Source organism: Granulicella paludicola (genome assembly GCF_025685545.1).
Lineage (GTDB): Bacteria > Acidobacteriota > Terriglobia > Terriglobales > Acidobacteriaceae > Granulicella > Granulicella paludicola.
The window spans coordinates 101776-128498 of sequence record NZ_JAGSYC010000024.1 but is presented as its reverse complement, the minus strand read 5'-3'; the positions used below and the strand labels follow the sequence as shown (position 1 = coordinate 128498).

22 protein-coding genes and 1 tRNA gene are annotated in these 26723 nt (G+C 61.1%); 13 read left to right on the top strand and 10 right to left on the bottom strand.

Annotation, left to right across the window (positions count from 1 at the left end; all coding sequences use genetic code 11):
* Positions 1–2 precede the first annotated feature (2 nt).
* Positions 3–1046, top strand: coding sequence for a YheT family hydrolase (locus OHL14_RS09935; RefSeq protein ID WP_263379189.1), 1044 nt, complete (start codon positions 3–5; stop codon positions 1044–1046).
* A 25-nt stretch (positions 1047–1071) separates the two neighbouring features.
* Here OHL14_RS09935 and OHL14_RS09930 read toward each other — a convergent pair whose 3' ends face one another.
* The gene (locus OHL14_RS09930; RefSeq protein ID WP_263379188.1) at positions 1072–1299 is read right to left on the bottom strand and encodes a hypothetical protein; all 228 of its coding nucleotides are present in this window, start codon (positions 1297–1299) and stop codon (positions 1072–1074) included.
* Between the two features lie 199 nt (positions 1300–1498).
* Between OHL14_RS09930 and OHL14_RS09925 the strand changes: the two genes are divergently transcribed.
* Together OHL14_RS09925 and OHL14_RS09920 are read left to right on the top strand one after the other, a co-directional pair.
* Positions 1499–2137 carry a hypothetical protein gene (locus OHL14_RS09925; RefSeq protein ID WP_263379187.1) on the top strand — a complete coding sequence of 213 codons (639 nt, stop codon included), beginning with the start codon at positions 1499–1501 and terminating at the stop codon, positions 2135–2137.
* A gap of 32 nt (positions 2138–2169) precedes the next feature.
* Positions 2170–2246: transfer RNA gene (locus OHL14_RS09920), tRNA-Arg, on the top strand.
* A 75-nt stretch (positions 2247–2321) separates the two neighbouring features.
* Here the strand turns inward: OHL14_RS09920 and OHL14_RS09915 are convergent.
* Both OHL14_RS09915 and OHL14_RS09910 read right to left on the bottom strand, forming a co-directional pair.
* Positions 2322–5789, bottom strand: a complete 3468-nt coding sequence (locus OHL14_RS09915) for a Plug and carboxypeptidase regulatory-like domain-containing protein (protein WP_263379186.1) — start codon at positions 5787–5789, stop codon at positions 2322–2324.
* Positions 5790–6334: 545 nt separating this feature from the next.
* Positions 6335–7606 (bottom strand): MFS transporter, encoded by a 1272-nt coding sequence (locus OHL14_RS09910; protein ID WP_263379185.1) that lies wholly within the window; start codon positions 7604–7606, stop codon positions 6335–6337.
* A 174-nt stretch (positions 7607–7780) separates the two neighbouring features.
* Here OHL14_RS09910 and mnmA point away from each other — a divergent pair, with 174 nt between their 5' ends.
* Positions 7781–8923: a tRNA 2-thiouridine(34) synthase MnmA gene (gene mnmA / locus OHL14_RS09905; RefSeq protein ID WP_263379184.1), complete on the top strand. Its 1143-nt coding sequence runs from the start codon at positions 7781–7783 to the stop codon at positions 8921–8923.
* An 87-nt stretch (positions 8924–9010) separates the two neighbouring features.
* The gene (alaC, locus tag OHL14_RS09900; RefSeq protein WP_263379183.1) at positions 9011–10198 is read left to right on the top strand and encodes an alanine transaminase; all 1188 of its coding nucleotides are present in this window, start codon (positions 9011–9013) and stop codon (positions 10196–10198) included.
* Between the two features lie 17 nt (positions 10199–10215).
* On the opposite strand, the gene OHL14_RS09895 is transcribed toward alaC, so the two are convergent.
* The 4 genes from OHL14_RS09895 to OHL14_RS09880 all read right to left on the bottom strand — a co-directional run bounded on the left by OHL14_RS09895 (position 10216) and on the right by OHL14_RS09880 (position 12052).
* Complete coding sequence (locus OHL14_RS09895) at positions 10216–10578, bottom strand: hypothetical protein (RefSeq protein ID WP_263379182.1); 363 nt, start codon at positions 10576–10578, stop codon at positions 10216–10218.
* A 41-nt stretch (positions 10579–10619) separates the two neighbouring features.
* Positions 10620–10886 (bottom strand): hypothetical protein, encoded by a 267-nt coding sequence (locus tag OHL14_RS09890; RefSeq protein ID WP_263379181.1) that lies wholly within the window; start codon positions 10884–10886, stop codon positions 10620–10622.
* A gap of 122 nt (positions 10887–11008) precedes the next feature.
* Positions 11009–11563 (bottom strand): hypothetical protein, encoded by a 555-nt coding sequence (locus tag OHL14_RS09885; RefSeq protein WP_263379180.1) that lies wholly within the window; start codon positions 11561–11563, stop codon positions 11009–11011.
* 99 nt (positions 11564–11662) lie between these two features.
* The gene (locus OHL14_RS09880; RefSeq protein ID WP_263379179.1) at positions 11663–12052 is read right to left on the bottom strand and encodes a YtxH domain-containing protein; all 390 of its coding nucleotides are present in this window, start codon (positions 12050–12052) and stop codon (positions 11663–11665) included.
* A 314-nt stretch (positions 12053–12366) separates the two neighbouring features.
* On the opposite strand from OHL14_RS09880, the gene OHL14_RS09875 reads away from it, so the two are divergent.
* The 5 genes from OHL14_RS09875 to OHL14_RS09855 all read left to right on the top strand — a co-directional run bounded on the left by OHL14_RS09875 (position 12367) and on the right by OHL14_RS09855 (position 17751).
* Entirely contained in the window at positions 12367–13401 is a 1035-nt protein-coding gene (locus OHL14_RS09875) for a BON domain-containing protein (protein ID WP_263379178.1), read from the top strand.
* A 194-nt stretch (positions 13402–13595) separates the two neighbouring features.
* The gene (locus OHL14_RS09870; RefSeq protein WP_263379177.1) at positions 13596–15419 is read left to right on the top strand and encodes a glycoside hydrolase family 57 protein; all 1824 of its coding nucleotides are present in this window, start codon (positions 13596–13598) and stop codon (positions 15417–15419) included.
* Between the two features lie 152 nt (positions 15420–15571).
* Complete coding sequence (locus OHL14_RS09865) at positions 15572–16495, top strand: hypothetical protein (protein WP_263379176.1); 924 nt, start codon at positions 15572–15574, stop codon at positions 16493–16495.
* Positions 16492–17133, top strand: a complete 642-nt coding sequence (locus tag OHL14_RS09860; RefSeq protein WP_263379175.1) for a class I SAM-dependent methyltransferase — start codon at positions 16492–16494, stop codon at positions 17131–17133. Before OHL14_RS09865 ends, OHL14_RS09860 begins: the two co-directional genes overlap by 4 nt.
* Positions 17134–17214: 81 nt before the next feature.
* Positions 17215–17751 carry a SixA phosphatase family protein gene (locus OHL14_RS09855; RefSeq protein WP_263379174.1) on the top strand — a complete coding sequence of 179 codons (537 nt, stop codon included), beginning with the start codon at positions 17215–17217 and terminating at the stop codon, positions 17749–17751.
* On the opposite strand, the gene OHL14_RS09850 is transcribed toward OHL14_RS09855, so the two are convergent.
* The gene (locus OHL14_RS09850; RefSeq protein ID WP_263379173.1) at positions 17703–19277 is read right to left on the bottom strand and encodes a Ppx/GppA phosphatase family protein; all 1575 of its coding nucleotides are present in this window, start codon (positions 19275–19277) and stop codon (positions 17703–17705) included. The genes OHL14_RS09855 and OHL14_RS09850 overlap by 49 nt on opposite strands.
* Positions 19278–19422: 145 nt before the next feature.
* Here OHL14_RS09850 and OHL14_RS09845 point away from each other — a divergent pair, with 145 nt between their 5' ends.
* The gene (locus OHL14_RS09845; RefSeq protein ID WP_263379172.1) at positions 19423–21465 is read left to right on the top strand and encodes an ArnT family glycosyltransferase; all 2043 of its coding nucleotides are present in this window, start codon (positions 19423–19425) and stop codon (positions 21463–21465) included.
* Positions 21462–23459 (top strand): ArnT family glycosyltransferase, encoded by a 1998-nt coding sequence (locus OHL14_RS09840; RefSeq protein WP_263379171.1) that lies wholly within the window; start codon positions 21462–21464, stop codon positions 23457–23459. The genes OHL14_RS09845 and OHL14_RS09840 overlap by 4 nt, the downstream gene beginning before the upstream one ends.
* Positions 23460–23748: 289 nt before the next feature.
* Here the strand turns inward: OHL14_RS09840 and OHL14_RS09835 are convergent, their stop codons facing one another.
* Both OHL14_RS09835 and OHL14_RS09830 read right to left on the bottom strand, forming a co-directional pair.
* A complete protein-coding gene (locus OHL14_RS09835) occupies positions 23749–24930 on the bottom strand; it encodes a glycosyltransferase (RefSeq protein WP_263379170.1) in 1182 nt (393 codons plus the stop codon).
* A 303-nt stretch (positions 24931–25233) separates the two neighbouring features.
* The gene (locus tag OHL14_RS09830; protein WP_263379169.1) at positions 25234–25662 is read right to left on the bottom strand and encodes a MerR family transcriptional regulator; all 429 of its coding nucleotides are present in this window, start codon (positions 25660–25662) and stop codon (positions 25234–25236) included.
* Positions 25663–25762: 100 nt separating this feature from the next.
* On the opposite strand from OHL14_RS09830, the gene OHL14_RS09825 reads away from it, so the two are divergent.
* Entirely contained in the window at positions 25763–26722 is a 960-nt protein-coding gene (locus tag OHL14_RS09825) for an SDR family NAD(P)-dependent oxidoreductase (RefSeq protein WP_263379168.1), read from the top strand.
* Position 26723: the final 1 nt, after the last annotated feature.

Genomic DNA, 26723 nt, shown 5'->3' with positions numbered 1-26723 from the left:
CTATGTCCGAAGCTCTTCCCACGCAGCCACTTCCTTCCTGGCCCTCAGGCTTTCCTCGCTTCATACCGCGCAGATGGCTCAGCAATCCGCACCTCCAGACCATCGTCGGCAACTTCCTGCCGCGCAAGAACACGCTCCCCAGGCCCGTTCCCGAGCTCATCGAAGTTACGCCCGCCCACAACCGGCAAATCGCAACCCAGATCCTCTGCGAATGTCACTGGCAACCCGCCTCCGTTCGCGCACGCCGCACCACCGTCATCCTTCTGCACGGACTCGAAGGCTCTTCGAACTCGCAGTACGTTATCGGCAACGCTAACAAGCTCTGGGCCGCTGGTTGCAACGTCGTTCGCATGAACATGCGCAACTGCGGCGGCACCGAAAAGCTCACCCCTACGCTCTACCACTCCGGCCTCTCCGGAGACGTCGACGCCGTCCTCCGTCATTGCATCGAAGTCCACGGCTCGCAGTCCGTCGCCCTCATCGGCTATTCCATGGGCGGCAACCTCGTGCTCAAACTCACCGGCGAACTCGGCACCGATGCCCCGCCTCAGCTCCGCTGCGTCGTCGGAGTCTCCCCTGCTGTCGATCTCGCCGCGTCAGCCGACGCCCTGCACGAGCCCCAGAACCGACTCTACGAGCAGAAGTTTCTCCGCGCACTGCTCAAGCGCTTTCGCCGCAAGTCCATGCTCTTCCCCCGCGCCTACGATCCCCAGATGGCCGCCGCCATCGGCAGCCTCCGCGACTTCGACGACCGCATTACGGCTCTATACTCCGGCTTCAAATCAGCCGATGACTACTACTACCGAGCCGCCGCCGCCCGCGTGCTTGACCACATCGCCGTTCCCACGCTGCTCATCCACGCAGCCGACGATCCCTTCATCCGCTTCCCCACAGAAGCCCGCGCCGACATCGCCGCCAATCCCCACATCACCTGGCTCGAAACCGAGCACGGCGGCCACTGCGCCTTCCTCGCTACCTCCACCCCCATCAACGACGGTTACTGGGCCGAACACATCGCCCTCCGCTTCATCCTCGACCACACCTGAAACCCATCAGCCACTCCCGCAGACTCTACATTCGCACTTGCCTTTTGCGTTTGCTTCTCATCCCGTAGGAATCTACATTCGCACTTGCTTTTTTCCCTTTGCTTGTCATCCCGTAGGGATCTGCATTTGCCTTTGCACTTGCTTTTTCGTTGCCATCCTGCCAGCCTTTTCCTCTGCCTCTTCTTTTCCTGTCAAGCCCCCAGGCTTCCCCGAAAACGCGAAACACCGCATAAACAAAGGCGATTACAGCCAAAAAACTTTTGCATGTTTACCCTCTCCCATTTGCTAAGCTTAAAGAAGAAACAAAAGAAGGCCGCGCAAGCGGCCTTTTTCCTTTGCCCACCATGGCGACCTCAAGTCCCGACCGATCCGTAGCCTTGTCAAGACTTTAGGACCTAAGTATGGGGGGAGGGGGGGTACCCCCACCTCCGCAAACAAGTTACTCTACATAGATGCTCTCTGAGTGGAATGCCGAGTGCTCGCCAGACTCTCCCACGCTCGTCGTCCCCTGGGCCGACGCGAACAGCACAGCTCGCTTCATCGATCTCCGCGCCGAACCCTACGACATCGCCGAGATCCCCGAAGCCGAGCTGCAGCCAACACTCGGCCGCGCTCTCCGCTCGCTCAACGCAACTCGCTCGCCTCTGCTCACCGCCAAATGCGACGCCTGGACTCTCACTGCAGCCGACGACACAGAGACTCTCGAAGCCCTTCGCCTCGAACTCATGCTCGCTGAGGAAGATGCTCTCTACGGCTTCGCCAGCTACATCGATCTCATCTGGCGCGAGCGTTCCGTCTTCGCTTCAGCGCACCAGCAGCAGGACCGCCTCGATCGCATCGTTCGGCGCGCTCAGAAGCTGCCTCACAACGAAGCTGCCCTCGAGTGCGTTCTACGCCCCGCATTCCTCGACCTCAATAGCCCACTCGAAGGCTTCGCCGTCACGCTCTACGTCACCGCTCTCGGCCCGGAGCCAGAGATCGCCCATCGCCGCTGGGAACTCGCTCTCGAAGACATCGTGACGCTCCTCCGCAGTAAAGAGCTTGAACCGCAGCGCGGCTCCGCTACAATCGATGCAGTGGCCAGATCGTAAGTGCGGTCAGCGCATCTCACATCTCCCAGCACGGGCGAGTAGCTCAATTGGATAGAGCACGGACCTTCTAAGTCCGGGGTTACAGGTTCGATCCCTGTCTCGCCTACCACTTCAAAATTCAAGCTTCACAAATGACAAAGCCCCTCCTTTTGGAAGGGCTTTGTCGTTCGGAGCGGTTGATGAACTAGAACGAGTAACGCAACATGAACTGCATCTGGCGAGCCGAAGAGTAAGTCTGTCCCTTAGACGTCACCTGACCGAACGAGCTGTCGGTCGGCGTCGCATCCACGTTATCCAGGTTTGGATGGTTCGTGAAGTTGAACGCCTCGGCGCGGAACGTCAGCAGGTTGCCAGGATGGCCTGGAATCACGTGGAACGGCTTCTCCAGCGCGATGTTCCAGCTCTGGAAGCCCGGCTCGTTCACGGCGTTGCGGCTGCCGCGTGGAGCGAACGTTCCAGTCAACGGAGCAGCAAACGAGCTCGTATCGAACCAGCCCGCTGAACCGAAGTGCTTCAGCGTGCGCACCGGCTTCACCAGTCGGTACAGCTGCGAGCCCGCCCCCGGTCCAACACCGGCGTAATCCTGACCATCGGTGATGTTGAACGGCTGTCCTGTCTGCGCCTGCGTCACGCCTGAAAGCTGCCAGTCGCCGAGAGCATTCCGCACGAACCAGTTGTTCGCATGATCTGCATACGGCATGTTCCACAGGTAGTTCAGAACCAGCACATTGCGCAGATCGAAGTCAGCCGGTCCGTAGTTGCTCTTCGGGTTGTAGTAATTCGGCAGCTCGTAGCCTTTGCTCGAACCGTAGTCCAACAGCTTGGCCCACGTGTAAGCAGCGCCAAACGAAACGTTCTTCGTCAAACGGCGCTTCAGGTCGACCTGCATGCCGTTATAGTTCGAGCTGCCGCGATCGGACTGCTCGATGATGTCCGAGTAACCCTTGTATGGACGCAGAGCATCAGGAGCTACGCCCGGGTTCGCCTGGATCGTTCCCGGCTGCAATTCGTTCTGGTTGCCGAGCTGGCCGAGGTGAATGCCCCTCCGACCTACATAGGAGATGGTAAGGTTGGCGAACTTCAGGTCCTGTTCCAGGCTCGCACTCCACGCCCACGCCTCCGGGTTCGGGAAGTTGTAAGCCTGCGACGAGATCTGCAGCGGATACAGGTTGCTCGTTGTACCACCAGGGTTATCCACGTTGCCGTTCGTCACCGACTCAGCCGCTTGGAACGGCGCGTTGCCGCCGAGCTGCAAAGCATCGCTTATGCCAGTGCGCTGGATAAACCGTCCACCGCCTGCGCGGAATACCGTGGTCGATGAGATCTGCTGCGTGATGCCGAGGCGCGGTTGAACCGTGTTCTTCTGCGTCGGCGAGTAGCTTGGGCTGAAGTTATGGAACAGCACGTTGTATGCACCACCCAGAAGCGCCGCCGGTACGTGTCCGTTGGCCTTGCTGGGGAACCCGCTACCCGGAATCACCATGCCGTCGTAGATGCTGGCAACACCATTTGCCGTCTCTACGCCCGTCGTCGGATTCACCGTCGGTGCAATGCTGGGGTTGTAAAGACCGGCGTTGAACATCGACTGATTGCCCCACAGTGCATAGTACGGCTGGAACAAGCTGTACCGAATGCCGTATTCGATCACGGTCTTCGGCGTTGCATGCCAGCTGTCCTGTGCAAAGAACTCACCCGCATTGCCGCGGAAGAGCGTATACGACTTCTGCCCGATCTCGCCATAGGTATCGAACAAGCCCAGCGCCGTATTCGCGATGGCCACGTTCGACGTGGGTGCGGAGTAGGCATTGCGCTGGTTCGTAAAGCCGAACTGGCCGTTCTGGTTGTTGGTTGCGCCAGGCGTCGTGCTGCTTACGTCGATTTGATCGAAGTTGTTCTCACCCGAATACGAGTACACACCGCCGACGGTGATCGTGTGCCGGCCGAGGATCTTCGTCAAATTATCTGCAGCGGAGATGACGATACCGCCCGAGTGCGAAGGATAGGGTCCGCCGTCGAGAGTGGTGAAGTTTTGGATCTCGATCGTCGGGATCTTGGTTGGCAGCAGCTTGTCAGCAGCCGGGAAGAGATAGGGGAAGTTGATCCCGTAGTTCGTGCGGTCGTACAGTCCGCTCGACAGATCGTCGGTAATGGTTACGTGATCGGTTGAACCCGAAACCGTCAAGTCATTCACGAGAGTCGGTCGGATCGTCGAAGTCCAGTGAACGACACCTACCTCGTCCGGCCAATGCCAGATCTGCGGCGTGCGGTTGAAGTTTCCAGCAAACGGACTGTCCTGGTAGTAGTCATAGTGCAGGAAGGAGAACCGAATCTGGTTGTTTGATGTGGGCAGGTAGTCCAACGTGACGGTGTCCTTGCGCTGGTTCTGCGGGTAGGGAGACTGCGCCTCCCAGTTGTATTGCGGCTGGTTCTGGTTTGCCGCTGGGAACGCGTTCAGCAGTGCGAGACCGTTCGCACTCAATGACGCCGTCGGGATCACGTTGTTTTGATATGGCGTACCCGTCACAGCGCCGGTCGTCGGATTCACAACCGTGGTTCCGGGGATGTAGACCTGGTTATTGGCACAAGCGGCTGCGCCCGTTCCGGTGCCTGTGCAAGCGCTGTAGATGTTGCCGGGGACCAGCAGTTCGCTGAAGTTGCCCTGGCGCATGAGCGCTGAAGGCACCTTACCGGTCTGAGTTGGCGACTGGCGATAACGCAGATACTCCTGACCCACGAGGAAGAACAGTTTGTTGCGTGCTCCCTCCCACAGATGCGGAATGGCGACAGGACCATTCAGGTTCCAGCCGAACTGGTTGTAACGGAAGGGCGACGGGTGGTCCGCCACTTGCGGATCGGTGGACTGCTTGTTCACCCATGTGTTCGCGTTGAAAAAAGAGTTGCGCAGGTATTCGAAGACCGTGCCATGGAACTCGCGCCCGCCCGTCTTCGGAACCTGTGCCAGGATACCGCCGGAGGTCCCGCCGTACTGCGCAGGATACGTAGTTGAAAGAATCTGCATCGACGACACGCTGTCGACGTCGGCGACACCAGTGGTGGTGCCGTTGCCGCGTGTGCGGATCATCGGGGCGCCATCCAGCGTGACGGAGATCTCGTCGTTACGCGCTCCGCTGATCTGCGGACCGCCAAAGTCGGGCGTGAAGTTGAAGGAGGTCAGCGGAGAGTTACGCGTCACACCGGGCTCAAGCTGAGATAGGTAGATCGGGTTGCGGCCATTCAGTGCAATGGACTTCACCTGGTCACTCGTCACCAACTGGCCTACAGAAGCGGACTCCGTCTGCAGCGCATTCGCATCGGCGTCTACCGTGATGCTCGTGCTCGAACTGCCGGTTTTGAGAGCGACGTTCACTTGGCGACCGATGTTCGGGTCGACCGTGATGCCCTTCTGCGTCTCCGCCTGGAAGCCTTCGGCAGACACGCTCAGCGTGTAATTGCCGGGCTGAATATTGGTCAGCGTATAACTGCCGTGCGCGTCGGTCGTGACCGATAAGGCCTGCCCTGTCCCGTCGTTATGTACGTTGATCTTTGCATTCGGAACCACCGCACCCGTAGCGTCGGAGATTGTGCCGGAAATAGAAGACGTAACGTTCTGAGATAGTCCTGTGCTACCGCTCAGGAAGATAACGATGGCCACGATAAATGTGGAGATGGAAGCTAGAGATGATTTGAAAGGGTTCAATCCAACTGGTTGGAAACGTTTCCATTGCGTGGCCCGGTACTCCGAAATAAGTTGATGCATTCTCTGTGACCCTCTTTTGGTATCAACCCGCAGGCGCAGGTCTGGGGTTGGGCGTTCAAGTGATTAGCTGTAGGGAGTTTGAATCGGGTATTGCGCGCGATCAGTCAAGCCGACCATCTGGTTTATCGTTCGCGAACGTCGTTGGGCGATCCTTGCGAGCCCAATCGGTATATCGAGATCGACTGACCGTTGTCAATCCGACGCGAATCTCCATTGAAGTGATAACAAAACGTCTTTACCCAACCTGTGAAGTGGTATCTGCACTTCGCCAACAGATGCCCACCTCATGCGGTGGGTTGCCCTCTTGCGCTCATAAGTAGAATCAGACGCCCAGAGTGTTTTGACACAGGCAACAAGTACCTCGCCAATGACTCAACTGGCGTAAGGGCAGGGGCACATTTGAAGATGATTCAAAGCCGAAGCCATCGCCATCGGATAGTCTAGGCGGGCTCTTGCTCTACAACCGGGATATGCACCGCGGCCTCTTTGTGCCTCCGGCTATACCCTGTCGCGTGGCGCAGCCCTGCAAGCCCAACCAACCCCAGTGCCAGCACGCAGACCCCGTCCCAGCCCCACCGCGACCAGGCCACTCCTGCCAGCGCCGAACCCATCGCTCCACCAGCGAAGTACACCGTCATGTAGATCGTGTTCAATCGGCTCCGCGCCTCGGACCCCAGACCAAAGATGCGGGTCTGATTTCCCACCTGCATCATCTGCGCCCCGACATCGAGCACCACCACGCCGACGACTAGCGCCGCCATGTGCCATGGCGTCGAGACATGCAGTCGGTCCCCAACCCACAGCACCAAGTACGAGAGCGTCAACACGCCACCGGCAATCCCGAGCACATACCGCGTCCCCCTGCGGTCCGCCATGCGCCCTGCCAGCGAAGCTGTCAACGCACCCGCAGCGCCCACTACACCAAAGGTACCCGCCACATCCGGGCCCATGCCGTAGTGCGTGTGCAGCATAAAAGCGAGGGTCGTCCAGAAGCAGCTAAACGACGCAAAACAAAGAGCCCCCATCGCGCAAGATTCTCGTAGTAGAGGCTCCGTGCGGAACAGCGTCCAGAGCGATTGCATCGTCTGCCCGTAGCTCAGCGACTGGCGCGGCTCCATCCGCGGCATGATGCGGAAGATTACCGGCACAAACGCCAGGTTCATCAGCGCGGCCACAACATACACCGTGCGCCATCCGCTGATTGGTGCAAGCACACCCGTAAAGTGGCTCAGCTTCGCCACCCAGCCAGCAAAGCTCCGAGCCAACAGGATACCCAACAGCAGCCCCGTCATCACCGTTCCGATCGCCCGACCGCGACGCTCGTGAGGTACAAGATCAGGAGCCATCGGGAGCGCCACATGCGTCACCGAAGCTAGTAGACCGATCAGCGCGCTGGCAGCAATCATCCACCCCAGCCCACGTGCGAACGCGCACATCAGCAGCGCCACGCTTACGCCTGCGTACATCCGCATCATCAAGGCGCGGCGCTCCGCTACGTCACCCAGTGGCACGAAGAAAAGGATTCCCAGGGCGTAACCCACCTGCGTCGCCACCGCGACAAACCCCATAGCCCGTGCACCGGCGCCAAAGTCTTTCCCCATAACCAGCAGCAGGGGCTGGTTGTAATAAATCGACGCCACGCCCACCGCGCACGCCAGCCCGAGGAACGCGAGGACCCACTGCCTCTGACGGATTGGAAACTCTTTCTCCATTGGAATTATGTTTGGCCGAGTCTACCTTACGAGGCAGCCGATTGTCTCCACCGGTCAAACAGCTTTCCCTGCCTACCTACCGGAGACTATCATCTCTGTAGACGGAGTTTCCCTCCGCTCCCGCGACCGGTACATCCACCGGGCTAGTCGGGTTGACGCTTTTTTCGAAACCCTATGTCTGACTTCAATGAAACCGTAGCCGTAGCCATGTCCGGCGGCGTCGACTCCTCCGCCGTTGCAGCCCTGCTGCACGCGCAGGGACTTTCGCTCGTCGGCCTCACCCTCCAGCTCTGGAACCAGCGCCGGCTCGCCGGCAAGCCCGGCATTCCGGAGACCTCGCAGGGCCGCTGCTGCTCCATCGACGACGTCTACGATGCTCGCCGCGTCGCCGAGCACCTTGGCATTCCTTACTACCTCATCAACGCTCAGGACCGCTTCGAGGCCGAGGTCGTCCGTCCCTTTGTCTCCGAGTACCTCGCCGGTCGCACGCCTATTCCCTGCACCCTCTGCAACAACCATCTCAAGTTCGATCAACTGCTGCTCACGGCCCGCCAGATCGGTGCCGACCGCATCGCCACCGGCCATTACGCCCGCAACCACTTCGAAGAGGGGCGCCAGCGCTGGGTGCTGTCGCGCCCCGCCGATCGCAGCAAGGACCAGACCTACTTCCTCTTCGGTCTTACCCAGGAGCAGCTCTCGCGCACCCTTTTTCCGCTCGGCGAGATGCAGAAGCCTGCCGTCCGCGAGATGGCCGCCGACCACGGCCTCGCCCTCGCTCAGAAGCCTGACTCCCAGGAGATCTGCTTCATACCGGGCGGCAGCTACTCCGACTTTCTCAAGGCCTACCTCGACGAGCAGGGTGAAGCTCTCCCCGATTCCTCGGGCGAGCTCGTCACCGCAGGACCCAATGGCGAAACTGCCGTCGTCGGTCGCCACGGAGGCATTCACAGCTTCACCGTCGGCCAGCGCAAGGGACTCGGTCTTAGCTCGCCTGACCCGCTTTACGTGTTGAAGATCCACCCTGACAGCCACGCCGTCGAGGTCGGCCCTGACACCGCCCTGCTCTCGCGCACGCTCATCGCCGACCGGCTCAACTGGGTCTCGATCCCCGAACCCGATGCCCCCATCCGCGTCGACATCAAGATACGCCATCGCCACGAACCCGCACCCGCCACACTCCGCGTCCTCGGCCCCGGCCCCAACGGAGACACCCAGATCGAAGCCACCTTCGACGAGCCGCAGCGTGCCATCACGCCCGGCCAGTCCGCCGTCTTCTACCAGGGCGATGAGGTTGCTGGGGGCGGCTGGATCGTTTAATCGCGGAACGCACCTGTTACAGCAACTCCCATTCCTCACAATGCGCTACCCTTAACGAACATCTTTTTAAGGAGCTCGCGCACCATCATGGAAGAATTTCGCCGCCTCACTCGCCTCCCCGCCTACGTCTTTAACATCACAGGCGAGTTGAAGGCAGCAGCACGCAAGCGCGGCGAAGACATCATCGACTTCGGCATGGGCAATCCCGACGGCGCGACCCCCAAGTTCATCGTCGACAAGCTCATCGAAGCCGCACAGCGCACCACCACGCACCGCTACTCGCTCTCCAAAGGCATCCCGCGCTTGCGCAAAGCTATCTGCGACTGGTACAAGCGTCGCTACGACGTCGACCTGAACCCCGACACCGAAGCCATCGTCACCATCGGCAGCAAGGAAGGCATCGCCCATCTCTGTCTCGCCCTGCTCGACGATAAAGACACCGTCGCCGTCCCGAATCCCAGCTATCCGATTCACATCTTCGGACCCGTCATCGCCGGTTCGCAGGTGCAGTCCCTGCAGCTTGATCCCAACGCTGATTCCGATGCCCTGTTCGAGCAGTTTGCCTACCAGCTCCCACGCCTCGAGCCGCGGCCCAAGATCCTCATCCTCAACTTCCCGGCGAACCCCACAACGCAGTGCGTCGATCTCAGCTTCTTTGAAAAGCTCGTGCCGCTCTGCAAAGAGCTCGGCATCTTTATCGTCCACGACCTCGCCTACGCCGACATCGTCTTTGACGGGTACCGCGCCCCCAGCGTCCTTGAAGTCACCGGCGCGAAAGACATCGCCGTCGAGTTCTTCACGCTTTCCAAGTCCTACAACATGCCCGGCTGGCGCGTCGGCTTCATGGTCGGCTGCCCAAAACTCGTCTACGCTCTCGGGCGCATCAAGAGCTACTTCGACTACGGCACCTTCACGCCGATTCAAGTCGCCTCGATCGCCGCGCTTGAAGGCCCTCAGCAATGTGTCGCCGACATCGTCGACGTCTACAAGCGTCGTCGCGACGTCCTCGTCCCCGGCCTGAATAAACTCGGCTGGCACGTCGACATGCCGAAGGCCACCATGTTCGTCTGGGCAAAGATCCCTGATCAATTCAAAGCGCTCGGCTCCATCGAGTTCTCCAAGAAACTCCTCGCCGAAGCCCACACCGCCGTCAGCCCCGGCGTTGGCTTCGGAGACCTCGGAGACACCCACGTTCGCTTCTCGCTCATCGAAAACGAAGAGCGCACGCGCCAGGCGCTTCGCGGCATCCGCCAGATGTTCAAGAACGCCGAATAGTGAAAGGGAGCTTGTCGCTACGCCAGCAGGCTTAGCGACGAGCTCGCACTATTCGTCGTCAGGCTCTGCAATAGCTGGCTCACCTGGCTCGTCGCAGAACCGCTCGCACTCGATGCAACCGAACCCCCACTCATCGAAGCCAGCACACTCGCTCCCTCAGAGCTCGACGAAGACGCTGCAAGTTGAGAGAGGCCGGTGCTCACCAGCGAAGTATCACCTGCCCCCATGGCCTTCACAATCGCCGCGATCAATACTTCGTTGTCCGTAGTCTTTGCAATCGTGCTTGGCGTCGCTACACTCGTGCCGCTACTCGTCGAAGCTGGCGAAGCTCCCATCACCGTCGCATCCACGGCCAGCATATCGCCTTGGGCTGAGCTCAAGTCGCCGTTCTGCAAATCAGTTCCAACCTGATTCAGTTCGCTTACAAACGTACTCGTCGCGCTTGCGCTACCGCCAGATTGCTCAACACGTCCGCACTGATCCCACTGGCCGAAGTCGTCGCGCTTGTCGCCGACGCTCCATTCAAAGCATCCGATGACAACGTCACCCAGTCCTGCTGAGCGGCCGATAGATTGCCGCTTTGCAGGTCTTGCGTCAGTTGACTAAGGTCGGTGGCAAAAACATTCTCAGTGCCGGACGAACCGGCCATCTGCGAAAACAAACTGTTGCTCAGGGCTACGCTGGTCATACTCTTCGGCTCCGATAGAGCGATGGAAGTCTGCACTTCCCACTCCCTATCGGCGCCGAATCTGAAACTCTTCATGTCGCGAAACGGAACATCCCCCACGAGCAGACCCGCAGTCTCCCCGCCTACCCGCGACCGAATGGTGATAGCTGGATCAGTTTTTCCACTCCGGCCCGAACGCCAGCCACTACTCCGATCACTTGCCGCAGCGGAGCCTTGATCTGCTGTTGCACGGTGTACGAAATATCCTCAGCTGCATCCAAGGCGTCCTTCACAATGTCATCCGCATGAGCCACATGTACCTGGGCACGAGCATTCAGGTTCTGCGCCGTCGCATTTAATTGTGTTACCGTCACCGAAAGCTCATCGACCTTTGCGCGAACCGTCGAACTGACATGCTCCGCATTCGTCGTAAAGCTGCTGATCTTCGGAGCAATTTCAGAGACCAGCATATGGGTCTTCTGTAGCAGCGGCGCCGTATTCTCCTTCACCTCTTTCGCCATGCCATTTACGGTCAAAAGAAGCTTCGCTGCATAGCCCGCGATCAGCACCATCGCGCCCGCAGCCACTCCCAGAGCGATCGCAATGATCCACACCGCGTACATCATCATGTGAACATCATGTGCAGCGGCAGCATCCGTGCCCTGAAACATTGCAAGCGCTGCGATAGATACAGTCATCGTCTTCCTCAATCCAAGAATTTGTTCAAAACATAATAGCCCCCGCCGTGCACGAGCAAATCGCCAGCGTGCAACGGCAGGGGCCTATCCAAGAGAAAGCTAAACCAACGGAGGATTGGTGGTCGTCTTTTCCACATAGGCGCTCTTACCCGCCTCGACGGCAGCCTTCGCGGCATCCGCCTGGTTCTGGATCAGATCCTTGCCCTTGTCCACATAATCGTTGAACTGCGAGCGGCCCTTCTCGTAGTACTCGCGGCCCTTGTCGACGTAGTCGTTGGCGACATCCTTGCCTTGGCGCACGTAGCCGGTCACTTGATCCGTCGTCTCGACGTACAGCTTAGCAGCGCGATCCTTCGCATCCAGAGCACTGGCCTTCAAGTCGTCGCGCGTCTCCTTACCAGACTTCGGCGCATACAAAACACCCACAAGGGCACCAATGCCTAGGCCAGCCAGAAACCATCCAAATCCACCGTTCTCGTTATCTGCCATTGCTATCACTCCTTCTGGCGTTTACGCCGCTTAACACTAAATCCATAAACTTTTACTAGCCCCGATCACATCGGTTCCATCAGCGTGCCATCTCTATCTATTTGCATAGAAGGACGCGTATGGAGTAGATGATAGAAGCACTCCGCCGGGTTGCAACCTCAACGTTGCATTTACTTCTGCTGACGACCCATTGGAAGTTGTGTAAATCCTTCCACCCAAAGCTCTTTGTCGCGCATCCAACATAGCCATTGAGCTCGTTTCTCAGCTCAGAGATACAACATAGCAACTCCCTCCAATTACGAGGTTATCCCAGTATGAAGCACACATCTGATCTACATCGGTTCTCGACCCGCACGCGTGTTGGGATGTCCGCCGCCGTAGCCGCTCTCGCTCTGCTGTCCTTCGCAGGCTGCAAGAAGACGGTCGATGACGCAACCCTGAACAACAACGTCAAGGCTGCTCTCTCGGGAGACTCCGTCATCGCACAGCAGCCCATCCAGGTTGCAACGCAGGCTGGTGTTGTGACGCTCACAGGCAATGTGACCGACGAGACCGCCAGTTCCCTCGCCGCCCAGGACACCGCCAAGGTAGACGGCGTCAAAGAGGTCGTCAACAACCTCACCATCGCAGGTCTAGCCGTCGCCCCGACCATTACGCAGCCCTCGGCACCTGCTGCCCCACGCCTCGCCACCAAGACTGAGCGCGTCGCCATCCAGCAGCATCAGCCGCTGCCTCCGCCGCCTGCACCTACGGCAGCCGCTCCCGCACCGCCTGCACCGATCGTGCATAACATCACGCTGGCTTCGGGGACCAACCTCTCCATCCGCATCACCGAGAGCCTCAGCAGCGAAACCACTCAGCCCGGCACGCCGTTCTCCGGCGTCGTCTCTCGCCCCATCATCCGAGATGGCTATGTCGTCATCCCTGCAGGCGCGTCCGTTCAGGGGACCGTGACCGACGCGAAGGACGCAGGCCACTTCAAGGGCAATTCCTTGCTGGTCCTTCGGCTTGACTCCGTGCGTCGCCATGGCGAGCGCATTCCCATCCAGGCTGAGCCCTACGTCCTCGAGGGTAAGGGTCGCGGCAAGAACACCGCAGAGAAGATTGGCGGCGGCGCCGCGATCGGCGCAGTCCTCGGCGGCATCTTCGGTGGCGGCAAGGGAGCAGCCATCGGTGCTGGAGCCGGTGCCGGCGGCGGCACGATCCTGCAGGGCGCAACCCGCGGCCAGCAGGTGGGCATTAGCTCTGAGTCCGTCATTCCCTTCCGCCTCACCAACTCGATTACCGTGCAGACCACCGAACAGGCGGCCGACGTCGATGACGAAAACCCCGGTTTGCAGCAGCGTTAAGAACCTGTGAAAACCTCAGTCAGTCCTTAAGCATCCAATTTCAACGAGCAGCACAGCCCAACGGGCGAAGCCTCAAGCTTCGCCCGTTCTGTTTGCTCCCCCGACCTTTACCGCAAAGACTCGCTGCTACACTTGGCGCAGGGAACAGCCCGCCAGCTCGTCATCGTTACATACAACCGCAAGGGGAACGCACTTTGACCGCACCTGCCGCGAAGCCGACCGGTTTTCTCACCTTTACCCTGCACGCGCACCTGCCCTATGTGGTGAATCACGGCACCTGGCCTCACGGTATGGAGTGGCTACACGAAGCTGCCGCCGAAACCTACCTCCCCCTCCTTCGCGTGTTCGGCCGCCTCGAAGCCGATGGCATCGCACTCCACTGTAACCTCAATATCTCGCCGATCCTGCTCGAGCAGCTCGCACACCCGGTCTTCAAGACCGAGTTCCCTCATTACCTCGAGCGCAAGATCGCCGCCGCCCGAGAAGACGAAGCCTTCTTCGTCTCCATCAACGAGCATCAGTACGCCGAGACCGCCCGCTTCTGGCACCGCTTTTTCTCCGAAGCGCTCGTCGACTTCCGCGCACTTGACAGCGACATCATCCGCGGCTTCCGCTACTTCAACGACAAGGGTCTCATCGAGATCATCACCTGCGCCGCCACCCACGGCTACATGCCATTGCTCGGCACCGACGAGAGCGTTCGCGCGCAGGTCCGCACCGGCGTCAACGCCCACAAGCGTCACATTGGCAAAGCTCCGCGTGGCATCTGGTCACCTGAATGCGGTTATCGCCCCTCCGGCCTATGGAGCTACCCCGTCCCCAACGCCGACGGCTCCACCAACGCCGACTTCGAACGCATCGGGGTTGAACAAGCGCTCTCCGAAAGCGATCTCGAATACTTCTTCGTCGATACCCACCTCATCGAGCAGGCCTCCGCTGCGAACTCGCCGTATGACCTCATGGCGGGTAAGGTAGCGCATGTCCTCGGCGATCCCAGCAGCAACACGCGCGCCCTTTATCAGCCTTACTTCGTCGACGGCCCCTACGATAAGCAGCACGCTACCACCGTCTTCCCGCGCGATCCGCGCACCGGCGTGCAGGTCTGGTCCGGCGACTCCGGCTATCCCGGAGACAGCAACTACCTCGACTTCCACAAAAAGCGCTGGCCCGGCGGCCATCGCTACTGGCGCGTCACCGGCCATGGCGTCGACATGGGCGACAAGGAACCCTACTACCCGCAGGACGCCGCTGTCCGCGTCCGCGGCCACGCAGCCCACTTCGTGCACCTCGTCTGGGAAGCCCTTCAGCACAATCTCAATGACCCCATCCCGCCAATCCTCTGCTCGCCCTTCGATGCCGAGCTCTTTGGTCACTGGTGGTTCGAAGGTCCGCTCTGGCTCGAAGCCGTCGCCCGCATCCTGCATGAGTTCCCCGGCGATCTCAAGCTCATCTCGTGCTCGGACTACCTGGACAAATTCCCGCGCGCCGGCCTGATCTCCATGAAGGAAGGCTCGTGGGGAGCCGAAGGTAATAACCAGGTCTGGCTCAACCCGGATACCTCCTGGACCTACACGCACCTCTATCCAGCGGAGCTCTTCACCCGCGAGGTCTGCTCCACGGACAAGTGGCGCGATGGCGGTCTCGGCGAGCGCATCATCAAGCAGCTCTGCCGTGAACTCCTGCTCCTCGAATCCTCCGACTGGCAGTTCCTCATCACTACCGGCGCCGCCCGCGACTACGCCGAGCTTCGCTTCAACAGCCACAACGATCAGTTCAACGAGCTCAAGAAGATCTGGCACGACTTCGACCACTACGGCTCCATCCTGCCGGAGCACGAAGCCCGCGTCGCCGCCATCGAGCACCGCGACAGCATCTTCCCCGACATCGATCCCACCTTCTGGGCCACCGGCTCACGCCAACATCGCGAAGGCGGAACCCCCACCGCCAGCAGCAACCGCTCACAGGAGCCGCCAGCCCGCTCGAACATTCCGGCCTCGCAGGCTCCCTCCAACACATAGGTCGCCAAGTTCCTCCCCAGCTCCCTCGCCTAACGTCGAATACCCAAAGGATGTGCCCCGGCTCTGGATCTCGGAGCTGGGTTTGCAGACTCTCCCTACCAAACACTCTCCCTGAGCATCCAATCCAAATAGACTTGTTCAGGGACAGCCGTTTGCCAAGCCACCCACATCTCGCCCCGCAAGACCTTGGCTCCCGTCCGTACCTTGTCCCACCCCGACCAAGACGCCACACCCCCCTCGCACTCTGGCACCTGCTCTCGCTCGACGCCCCCAGCGTCGCTGCCCTCTGGACCTGGTTCATCGCCCACTCCCTAGGCCTCGCGTTGCCATGGCAGGCCATCGCCGCCATGTTCACCGCCGTCTGGATGATCTACGCCGCCGACCGACTCCTTGATGCCCGTCTTCTCGACGCCCGTCAGCTCGACACCGAGTTCTCCTCGAGAGACCTCGAAGAGCGCCACCGCTTCCACCACCGCCATCGCTCGCGCTTCCTCTCCGTCATCGTCCTCGCCTCACTCGCACTCACAGCTCTCCTGCTCAACATCCATCACCGGGCCCTCGAGCTCTATATGCTCCTCGCCACCCTGCTCGGCACCTGGCTGCTGCTCATTCACGTGCGGCCTCAACCGCACAAAGGAGCCCAGCGCCTTCCCAAAGAACTCGCCGTCGGCATCTTCTTCCCGGCAGCCATCTTCATTCCCACAGTCGCGCGCGTCCCACAGCTTCAACTCCAGTTGCTCCCCATCGCCGCGCTCTTCGCCGCCGCCTGCACCCTCAACTGCCTCTTTCTCTACGCATGGGAGCACCCACCCCAGCCACACTCCCAACCCAACGCCCACTGGACGACGCTCTGGGCCATTCGCCATCTCCCACAGCTTAGTCTCGGTCTCCTCGCTCTTAGCATCGCTGTCATCCTCCGCACGCCCATCGCCGTCGCTCCTGCGATCGCCTGCGCTCTCAGCATCGCCCTACTCTTCCTGCTTCACATCCAGCGCCGTCGCCTCACGCCGCTCCACCTCCGCGCCGCCGCCGATCTCGTGCTGCTCACTCCGCTGCTCTTTCTCTTCACTCGATGACGCAGCGCTGCCCCAACTTCGACCGCGTCGCCCACATCTATCGCTGGGCGGAATATCTCTCCCTCGGTCCCCTGCTCGAACGCACCCGCGAGCATCACCTGCCTGCCCTTACCGATCGCCGCCACGCCCTCATCCTCGGCGACGGAGACGGTCGCTTCCTCGCCCGTCTCCTCCACCAGAACTCTACCCTGCAAGCCCTCGCCATCGACACCAGCGCCACCATGCTGCAACTCCTCCGCACGCGCTGCACCTTCGCCTCAGACCGCCTTCACACGCAGCAGACCTCCGCTCTCACCCTCCATCCCCCACCCGGCACCGACCTCATCACCACACATTTCCTACTCGACTGCTTCACCCAGCCCGAGGTCGACGCGCTCACCCAGCGCCTCGCCGCACAACTCGCTCCCGGCACACTCTGGCTCGTCTCGGACTTCGCGATCCCCGCTCACCCATTCCTGAGGCCTCTTGCCAGCCTCTACATCCGAGCGCTCTATTTCGCCTTCGCCCTCCTCACAGGTCTCCACACCTCGCACCTGCCCGACCCGCAATCCGCCCTCACCCGCGCTGGCTTTACCCGCATAGCTCACCACCAGCGGCTCTTCGGCCTGCTTTACACAGAGCTTTGGCTGCTCCCATAAGCGAATTGTTAACATCCGGTAAAATAACAAGAGTGCCGATAGTCCCGCACACCAGAAAACCAAGGGAAGTCAGACACACCGATGAATCTTTACGTACTCCGTCACGCCAGCGCAGGTCTGCGCCGACTCAATCCCACACTCGATACGAAGCGTCCCCTCGATAAAGACGGCAAGAGCCACTGCCTGCAGCTAGCGCATGTGCTTAACGCCATGAAGATCAACTTCGACCTCGTCGTCTCCAGCCCGCTCAAGCGCAGCCTGCAGACCGCCCAACTCGTCGCCACCGAAACCGGCTTCGAGCAGAACATCGTCATCTCCAACGGCCTGTCGCCTGCGGCCACATTCGCCGACTTCCAGAAGCTGCTTCGTGACTGTTCCAACTATGAGAACGTTCTCGTCGTCGGTCACAACCCTAATTTGACGCAGTTCCTCGGCCAACTCCTCGCGGCCCCTGGCGAAACCACTATCCCCGGCGTCCGGCTCCGCAAGGGATCACTCGCCCGTGTCAGCCTTATGCGCGGCCCCGCTGTATTGCAGAGCCTGCTCGACCCACGCATCGTCCGCGCTCTCTATTCCACGTCGACCAAGAGCTCCCGCCGGAAGACCTCGCGGAAATAATCCGCCTCTTTCTTCAGCGCCCACACCTCAAGATCGGCGCGCCCACGCGCAGGCAGCAACTGCAATAACACGCGCTTCGGATACACCTTCGTGTGCAGCTTCACCGCATCCGTCGCCCGATCCTGATTCAGCGCCTGCGCCAGCCGCAGCAGCACCACGGCGCGCTGCACATGGATATGCTCGTCCACCGGCACCATGCGCATCGTGCGGTCCATCGGATCCGGCCGGCTGCGCCCTAGGTATCGTGCAATCGCAGCCACAATCGCCCGCTGCGACGGCGAAAATCCAAAGATCTCCGAGTGCGCAATGATGTACTGCGAGTGGCGATGGTGCCCCTGGTGATTCAGGAACTTGCCCACTCCCTGCATCATCGCCGCTGACTCCAGCCACAGCCGATACTCCGGCGGCAGTTCATGCACTCTCTGCAGTTGATCGAAGAGCTGCCCCGCATGCACCCGTTCCGGCTCTGCCATCCGCGGGTTTACACCATATCGGCGGCAGACCTCGTGTATACCCTCCCAGCGCTCTGCCTCCATCGTCTGGTGAGCGCTCGCCCGCACATCCGAGTCCGCCAGCATCTGCGCCAGCACACCATCCCGCAACCCCAGCGGAGAATACCGGAAACCCTTCAGTCCGAACCGCTCCAGCAGCGCCGCATATACCTGCGCTCCGCCTGAGATGATCTCCGAACGCTTCGGCCCGATGCCCGGCACCGCCGCCCGCTGCGCGTTGTTCATCTTCAGCAGCCGTTCCGCCAGCCAGCGCACCGCCTTCGTCTCCGCCGACAGTACCACATAGCCTGCCTTCGCGCGCGTCCGCACCGTCCGCGTCGCCTTCAACGGCTTCTTAGCCGCGACGATCTCCTCCACGCCCACACTAGCCAGCGCCGCCGCTGTACCCGACGTCGCAATCACCAACCCCACCTTCGGCTGTCCCAGCTTGCGCTCGCCGCGCTTCAACTCGCGGTCGATAAACTTCTTCAGCCGCGCAATATCATCCTTGCCCGGAGGATCGTTGCGCAGAAACTCCTGCTGCAATCGCACCGCGCCCAGCGGCAGGCTCACCATCTCCTTGATGCGGCCGTTCTCCGACACCGTGACCTCGCAGCTGCCTCCGCCAAGATCGATCAGCATACATTTGCCGCGCGCTCCAGCCTCATGCGTCACGACGCCGAGGTGAATCAGCCGACCTTCTTCGAGACCTGAAATCACCTCCATGTCCCAACCGGTCGTCGATTTCACCCACGCCTTGAACGCCGCTGAGTTCCGCGCATCGCGCGTCGCGCTCGTCGCCACCACCCGCACCTTGTCCACCACATGCGCTTGCACCGCCTTCTGGAATCGCTTCAGCGCATCCACCGTCGCGGCCATTGCCTCTGGAGAGATTACCCCGGCATCGAAGACACTCTCGCCCAGCCGCGTCACCTCGCGATCCTCATGCAGAATCTTCAGCTTGTGCTGCTGCACCGACGCAATCGCCAGGCGGCATGAGTTCGAACCAATATCGATCGCTGCAAACGTAGGCATAGGTAACACTTCCCCTTCAACCAGAAACGCTCTTTCGATCACGATACATGCTGAGAAAGCACCTCGCACCGGCCTGCAATCCACAACCGTCCGATATCCTTACTACAGAGCATTCTGCAGTACATCGCCGAATCTCAAAGCAGCTATGGGAACCACGACAGCCACAGACATCGGACAGCAAACAGACCGCAACCCTGCGATCTCCGCCTCCCCTTCTGCCGTGCTAGCCGGACGCTGGCGCGCCCCCCACCTCTGCATCCTCCTCACGCTGTGGCTGGCGATCTTCACCTCCGCCCTCGCAGGCCCAACGCTGCTTGACGATGCCGACGCCACCCACGCACAGGCCGCACAGGCCATGCTCTCTACCGGCGACTGGGTCACCCTGCACGTCGACGGCATCCGTTACCTTGAAAAACCGCCACTCCCCTATTGGATCGCGGCTGTCAGCCTTCGTCTCTTCAGCGCACACCCGGCCTTCGCCATCCATCTGCCGCTCGCGCTCACCATCCTCGGACTCGCGCTGCTCGGCTACGCCTGGTCCCGCCGCGCCTTCAACGAAACAGCCGCGCTCCTCACCGCCATCTTCCTCCTCACCTCCGCAGGCACCTTCCTCTTCACACGCGTCTTCATCCCCGACGCCCTGCTCTCCCTGCTGCTTGCCTTCGCGCTCTATCTTTTCCAACGAATCCTCGACGACACCCAGACAACAAAATTGTCATCTCGACCGAAGTCCGCGCAATTTGCGGACGCAGTGGAGAGATCTGCATCGCAAACTGCCACCGCTCTTGCCATGTGGGCCACCCTCGCCCTCGCCACCCTCACCAAGGGCCTCATCGCCCCCGTCTTTTTTCTCGCCACCGTCGCACTCTATCTCGCAATCACGAAGCAGCTCTCCCGCTGGCGCGAGCTGAGACCCTTCACCGGCACGCTGCTCTTCCTCGCCATCGCCGCCCCGTGGCACATCCTCGCCGGCCTTCGCAACACCGGCAGCCTCGGCGGCTTCGGCTTCGCTCCCGGCCACGGCTTCTTCTGGTTCTACTTCGTCAACGAGCACCTACTGCGCTTCCTCGGCCAGCGTCTGCCCCGCGACTACAACAAGCTCCCCTTCGCGCTGTACTGGTCGTTGCACCTCGTCTGGCTCTTCCCCTGGAGCCTCTTCGCTCCCGCCGCCATCTTCACAGCATGGCGTCGCCGCACGGAACTCCTCGCCCCCGCCCGCGCATCCCGCACCATCTTGCTGCTCGGCATCTTCTCCGCGCTGGTCCTCTGTTTCTTCTCGCTCTCGACCAATCAGGAATACTACACCTTCCCCGTCTATCTCCCGCTCCTGATGCTCCTGGCTGCCGCGCTCTCACCTCGAACTACCAATCTGGGTGCCCCATGTCCCGCCGCTGGGACATGGGCTGAATCCCCTCAAACCTCGACCAGCGCCACCACCTTCGCCTTCGCCGCCTACACCGTCCTCGGGCTCCTTATCACCACCGCCCTCACCGTTGGCCTCTGGTCCTCCCGCGCCCTCCCCTACAACCCCGACATCGGTTCCGCCCTCGCCCATCGCGGCGTCGGCGACTACACCCTATCGATGTCCCATTTTTTCGACCTCACCGACACCTCCTTCGCCGCCCTGCGCCTTCCCGCCATCCTCGCCGCCCTGGCCTTCCTCGTCGGTCCCAGCCTCGCCTGGCTGCTACACACTCGGCGCAAAGAACTCGCCGCGATGCTGACCATCGCCGCCACCAGCGCCGTCTTCTTCGTCGCCGCGCACCTCGCCCTGCTCCGCTTCGCCCCGATGCTCTCCTCCGCCAGCTTCGCGCAGACCATCGAATCCCTCGAAGCCACGCACCGCATCGCGCCCGGTTCGCAAATCCTTCTCTTCGGAGATCAGGCCTACGGCTCCTCCATCCCCTTCTACCTCCATCGTCATGTCTCTCTGGTCGACGGCCGCACCACCTCCATGCTCTTCGGCAGCACCTTCCCAGACGCCCCATCCCTCTTCCTCACCCATCAGCAACTCCTCGCCGCATGGGGCACCGGCCCCCGTAAAATCCTCTTCGTCCCCCTCGAGCTCCGCGATCAGGTTGACCACCTCCTCGGCTCACGCAAAATCCTGATCACCGAAGCCTCCGGCAAAGCCCTCTTCACCGACCGCCCCCTCGATCCAACCTCTTCCATGAAAGACCTTCAGTGAACGCAACCCACAGCATCACGCACCACGCGCCCGCAAAGTCCTGGCGCCTCTCTTCGCTTGCCCTCATCACCCTGCCCTGGCTCGTCCTCCAGATCGGTTGCCTCTTCACGCCCGGCCTGCTCGACGACGTCGACTCCGTCTACATCCAGATCGCCCGCGAGATGCTGCAGCGGCACGACTTCGTCACCCCCACCATCGACGGCATCCGTTTCTTCGACAAGCCGCCCCTCATGTACTGGATGGCCGCCGGCTCCATGCGTCTCTTCGGCCCGCACGACTGGGCTGCTCGGCTCCCACTCGCCCTCGGCGTGCTCGCTCTCCTCTTCGCCACCTACGCGCTCGGTATCCGCCTCTTCCGTGCTGTCTCGCCCGCGTCAGCCCCCGATCGCGGAGGTCTCTACGCCGCCCTCGCCATGGCCACCGCCCTCGGCCCCTACCTCTACACCCGGTTCTACATCCCCGACATCCTCATCGCGCTGTGGATGACGCTTTCCATCCATCTCTTCCTCATCGCGCTCGATCATATCCGCGAAGGCCGCTCCGCGCTTCTGCCCATGCACGGCTTCGCCGCCGTCCTCGCTCTCGACGTCCTCACTAAAGGACTCATCGGCGTCGTCTTTCCGCTACTCTTCGTCTTCCTCTATCTCGCCATCACCAGCAGCCTTCGCCTGCTCGCCAAACTCCAGATCCCCGCAGCCACCGTCTTCTTCCTGCTCATCGCCGCTCCCTGGCACATCCTCGCCGCGCTACGAAACCCCGCCATCGCCATGCCCGCCGAAGCCCAAGCCGCAGGCTTGCCCGCCCACGCTGGCTGGGCCTGGTTCTACCTCTACAACGAGCACATCGCCCGCTTCCTCGGCAAGCGCGTCCCCCACGACTACGGCCAGGTTCCCATCCCTCTCTTCTGGCTCCTGCTCCTGCTCTGGCTCTTCCCCTGGGTCGCCTTCCTCGTCGGAGCCCTCATCGACGCCGTGCGCGAGCTCCGCAGCAACCGCAGCAACTCACGCCGCTTCGACTCCGACATCTTCTCCGGCCTTGACACCATCAGCCTCATGCAGGCCACCGCTCGCCGCTACGAGGCCGCGCTCGCCCTCCTGCTCTGGGCTGGTATCATCCTCGGCTTCTTCACCCTCAGCTCACGACAGGAGTACTACCACCTGCCCGCGCTGCCCGCCCTCGCGCTTCTCGTCGGAGGACTCCTTGCCGCCGCCGATGCCGCCCCCGGCGCCAGCACCTCCAGCGGACCCACCCTCCGGCCTCGCGTTAACGCACGTTTGCAGGCGCTGCGCGGTTCGTTCTACTTCCTCGTTCCGCTCGGCACGCTGCTCTTCCTCGTCTGCGGTTACTTCGCTGTCACCGCCCCCACACCTCACCCCGGCGAAACCCTCAGCTCGCTACTCAGCAGTAATCCCTACTTCTACAACCTCTCGCTCGGCCACGTCTTCGACATCACTGGTCGCGCCATGGGACTCTTCCGCGGTCCACTCCTCACCGTCGCCCTCGGCATGCTGACGCTTGGCCCCATCGCTTACCTTGTCCGCCGCAAAGGACATACCTTTCTCGCGAACCTGCTCATCACCGCCGCGATGTCCGCCGTCCTGCTCGCCGCGCACGAAGGCCTGGTCCGCTTCTATCCCATCCTCGGTTCAAAAGATCTCGCTCTGCAGATCGACGCCGTGCGCCAGCCCGGCGACCTTGTCCTCATCGATGGAGAGCTTACCGCAGGCTCCACCCTGCTCTTCTACAGCCGCACTCCCGCCCCCAACACGCTGCTCGTCAACGGCCACGAGAACGGTCCCTGGTTCGGCAGCTTCTGGCCGAACTCACCCCACATCTTCACCGATGACTCGCAGCTTCACCAGCTCTGGCAAGGCTCCCACCGCATCTTCCTGCTCACTTATCACCCCGACAAGCGCATCCCCGACCTCACCCCGTTCGGCGGAGTCCACATCTTCGCGGACTCCGGAGGCAAGACCATCCTCACCAACCGATAAAAGAATCCATTACGGCTCCTGCAAAAGAACCATAATGTCCAGCGGATGACACCGGTGTATTTGCTCGGCTTCGGCAAGAGGCTGCTCGGTCGAAGCGAAGATGGCCACTCGGCAAATCGTACATACCGATTCGCCGTGATCTCCCTTCCGCGAAATGAACTGTGGCATAGGCATAGCTCAAGTCAATGCCTGACTTGAGCAACCGTCCGTCCGGTAGATCACATAGCTTGTACCAAACGAAAGAAGCCCGCCCGTTTCGGGCGGGCTCTGTCATTTCGCAATCCCTATCCTACTCGGGCGCCTCGACCCGACCGCCCTCTTTCAGCTTGTACACCTTGCCCCGGTAGTAGAAGTTTTCACCACCATAGCTCCCTACCCACAGAATCCCGCCCAGCAGGTCCCGCAGCGGATAGATCGCCGTGTAGTACACCCAGTCCGGATCGCCCAGCACATTCAGGATCGCCCCGGCCTGCAGCCAGCGATTCACCGCCATCGCCACCAGCCACGCCAGCCCCAGCAGCGCATGTCCGCTCAGCAAGCCCCACAGCAGTCCAAGCACGCCGAACGGCATCGCAAACGTAAGCCCCGACCCAAAGTGTCCCCACGGCCGCGACCGCCGCGTGCTCTGCATCCACCGCAACTGGTTGCGGAAGCTCAGCCAGAACGGCGAGTCCTGCACCATCAGCCGGATGATATGCGTCGCCATCCGTACTCCCTTGCCTTGTCCCGCGAGCCGGTTGCCGATCACGAAGTCATCAGCATAGAACTGCCCCAGCTCGTCGAACCCACCCACATCCTGAAAGCTCTTCTTTGGCAGCGCCATCGTCGCGCCCAGTGCAAACTTCGTGCCTTCCAGCATCGTCGCCACCAGCACGCCGCTGCTCATCTCCACGCTCTTGCCCACCGCATCCAGCTTCGACGAAAACCCCGCGCCCTGGTGCGCCGTGCCCAGGTACACGCAGCTCGCTATCGCAATCTTCGGGTCCTTCAGCGTCTGCACCATGCGCTGCAGGTAGTTCTTCTCCACACGCACATCCGCATCCGCGGTGATGTACGTGTCATACCTCGCAATCGAGTCCAGCTTCGCCAACGAGTACACCTTCGCATTGTGAAACTTCGGCATCGGCTCGCCGCACGTCACATATTTCGCAGGCACCTGCGGATACCGCTGCCCCACCCGCTCCGCCAGCAGCAACCCCTCATCGGTCGCGTGACGCGCGCAGAACAGCAGTTCGAACTCCGGATAGTCCTGCTCAAAGAACGTCTCGAGATTCCGCTCCATGCCATCTTCAGTCCCATGCAGCGGCTTCAACACGCTGATCGGCGGCAGGTAATCGATTGCTTCATTTTGCTCGCGCCGCTTGATCAGCCCGAACCGCGTCGCCGCAGCCAGCACCATAAAGCAATAAATGGTCGAGGTCACTGACCCCAACGCCGCCACCCAGAACAAAATGTGAAGCAAGACCTTCATCGCACCGCGCCAACTCGGAATATGCCCAGCCGCAACAACGACCTGACGCCGCCCGCAGCCAAACTAGATAAGTCTACGCGACCGCTCCGCCCAACGCCTTAACCTTCGTCGTTCCGCACGACTTCAACCCTTTGTCATTCCGTAGTGAAGCGAAGGAATCTGCATCTTGATGGAGATACCCTCGATCCCCGATATAAGCCACAATTTCGGATATCAGCCACAACTCGGGGACCCCGAGCTTTGAGGCTCGGGTCTCATAGCCTCGAAAGAGAAATTGGGCTTTAGCCCAAAGATATGCCTTCCCTACCCCTTGCTCTTCCCCACCTTCGTTTCTTTCACCGGCTTCGCCACCACCTTCACCACCGGACGAATCGTCCGCCGCACCGGCACCAGCCCCGCCATCGGTGCCTGCTCCTGCATTCGCGCCAGCATCTCCACTCGCACGTAGTCTACGAACCCCTGCATCTGCCGGTTCATCTCCTCCATGCGCTCGCGCATCTGCAGCACAATCGCGATCCCCGCCATATTCACGCCAAGGTCCCGCGCCAGGTTCAAAATAAACTCCAGCCGCTCCAGGTCCTCATCCGTATACAGCCGCGTATTGCCGTCCGACCGCGACGGCCGCAACAACCCCTCGCGCTCATACAAACGCAGTGTCTGCGGATGAATCTGGTACATCTCCGCCACCGCAGAGATCATGTACGCGCCCTTGCTTTTACGCTTCGTTGCCATTGGTTACTTGGATACCTGCCACAAGAATACCGCGTCCACCCTATCGCATCAAAGAACTTGCAGGCCACCCATGTAATCTCGAAGTCGACAGGACTCTCTCATGCACACCCCGCTCTACTGGATCACACTCGCCGCCGTCATCTTCGCCCTGCTTCTCCTCTCGATCGGCATTACCCGCGCGCTCAGCTCCGTGCGCCTGCCCGCAGGGGCTGTCATCGTCGTCACCGGAGGCTCACGCGGCCTCGGCTTCGCCATCGCCTCCCGCTTCGCCCAGAGACTCTCCGCCCGCCTCGTCCTCGCCGCACGTCACCTTGACGAACTTGAGCAGGCGAAAGCAAAGCTTCTCACCCACTACGCTCACCTCAAGCCCGAAGACATCCACCTCGTCGAAGCCGATCTCGCCAAGCCAGCCGAATGCCAGCGCCTCATCGCCGAAGCCTTCGCCCGCTTCGGCCGCATCGACGTCCTCGTCAACAACGCCGGCATCATGGAGGTCGGGCCCGCCGAAATCCAACCCACCGAAGCCTTCGAGCGCGCGTTGCAGATCAACTTCCTCGCAGCCTTCCACGCCACCTGGGCGGCGCTTCCGCGCCTGCTTCAGCAGGCCCCCATCGCAGGCCCGCGCCGCGCCGCCATCGTCAACATCGCCAGCATCGGCGGCAAGATCGCCGTCCCCCACATGCTTCCTTACACCACCGCCAAGTTCGCGCTCGTCGGCTTCTCCGAAGGTCTCCACGCCGAGCTCCACGGCAAGAAGGTGCTCGTCACCACCGTCTGCCCCGGTCTCATGCGCACCGGCGGCGAGGCCCACGCCAAGTTCATAGGCAATGTTGAAGGAGAGAAACGCTGGTTCAATTTCGCTGCCAAGAGCCACATCTTCGCCACCAGCGTCGAACACGCCGCCAATAAGGTCTTCCGCGCCGTCGAATCCAACCGCGCCGAGATCACCATCACCCCGCAGGCCTGGCTCGCCGCTCGCTTCGGTGGCCTCTGCCCCGAAACCCTGCAGTTCGCCAACGCCGTCAGCAATGAACTTATCTTGCCCAAAGCACCGCCATAAA

Excerpts from the sequence above, each read along its gene's own strand:
- OHL14_RS09825 (WP_263379168.1), top strand. The coding sequence starts at position 25,763 with ATGCACACCCCGCTCTACTGGATCACACTCGCCGCCGTCATCTTCGCC.
- OHL14_RS09875 (WP_263379178.1), top strand. The coding sequence starts at position 12,367 with ATGAAGCACACATCTGATCTACATCGGTTCTCGACCCGCACGCGTGTT.
- OHL14_RS09935 (WP_263379189.1), top strand. The coding sequence starts at position 3 with ATGTCCGAAGCTCTTCCCACGCAGCCACTTCCTTCCTGGCCCTCAGGC.
- OHL14_RS09845 (WP_263379172.1), top strand. The coding sequence starts at position 19,423 with ATGGGAACCACGACAGCCACAGACATCGGACAGCAAACAGACCGCAAC.
- OHL14_RS09880 (WP_263379179.1), bottom strand. The coding sequence starts at position 12,052 with ATGGCAGATAACGAGAACGGTGGATTTGGATGGTTTCTGGCTGGCCTA.
- alaC (WP_263379183.1), top strand. The coding sequence starts at position 9,011 with ATGGAAGAATTTCGCCGCCTCACTCGCCTCCCCGCCTACGTCTTTAAC.
- OHL14_RS09910 (WP_263379185.1), bottom strand. The coding sequence starts at position 7,606 with ATGGAGAAAGAGTTTCCAATCCGTCAGAGGCAGTGGGTCCTCGCGTTC.
- OHL14_RS09850 (WP_263379173.1), bottom strand. The coding sequence starts at position 19,277 with ATGCCTACGTTTGCAGCGATCGATATTGGTTCGAACTCATGCCGCCTG.
- OHL14_RS09890 (WP_263379181.1), bottom strand. The coding sequence starts at position 10,886 with ATGACCAGCGTAGCCCTGAGCAACAGTTTGTTTTCGCAGATGGCCGGT.
- OHL14_RS09885 (WP_263379180.1), bottom strand. The coding sequence starts at position 11,563 with ATGACTGTATCTATCGCAGCGCTTGCAATGTTTCAGGGCACGGATGCT.
- OHL14_RS09855 (WP_263379174.1), top strand. The coding sequence starts at position 17,215 with ATGAATCTTTACGTACTCCGTCACGCCAGCGCAGGTCTGCGCCGACTC.
- OHL14_RS09860 (WP_263379175.1), top strand. The coding sequence starts at position 16,492 with ATGACGCAGCGCTGCCCCAACTTCGACCGCGTCGCCCACATCTATCGC.
- OHL14_RS09925 (WP_263379187.1), top strand. The coding sequence starts at position 1,499 with ATGCTCTCTGAGTGGAATGCCGAGTGCTCGCCAGACTCTCCCACGCTC.
- OHL14_RS09835 (WP_263379170.1), bottom strand. The coding sequence starts at position 24,930 with ATGAAGGTCTTGCTTCACATTTTGTTCTGGGTGGCGGCGTTGGGGTCA.
- OHL14_RS09830 (WP_263379169.1), bottom strand. The coding sequence starts at position 25,662 with ATGGCAACGAAGCGTAAAAGCAAGGGCGCGTACATGATCTCTGCGGTG.
- mnmA (WP_263379184.1), top strand. The coding sequence starts at position 7,781 with ATGTCTGACTTCAATGAAACCGTAGCCGTAGCCATGTCCGGCGGCGTC.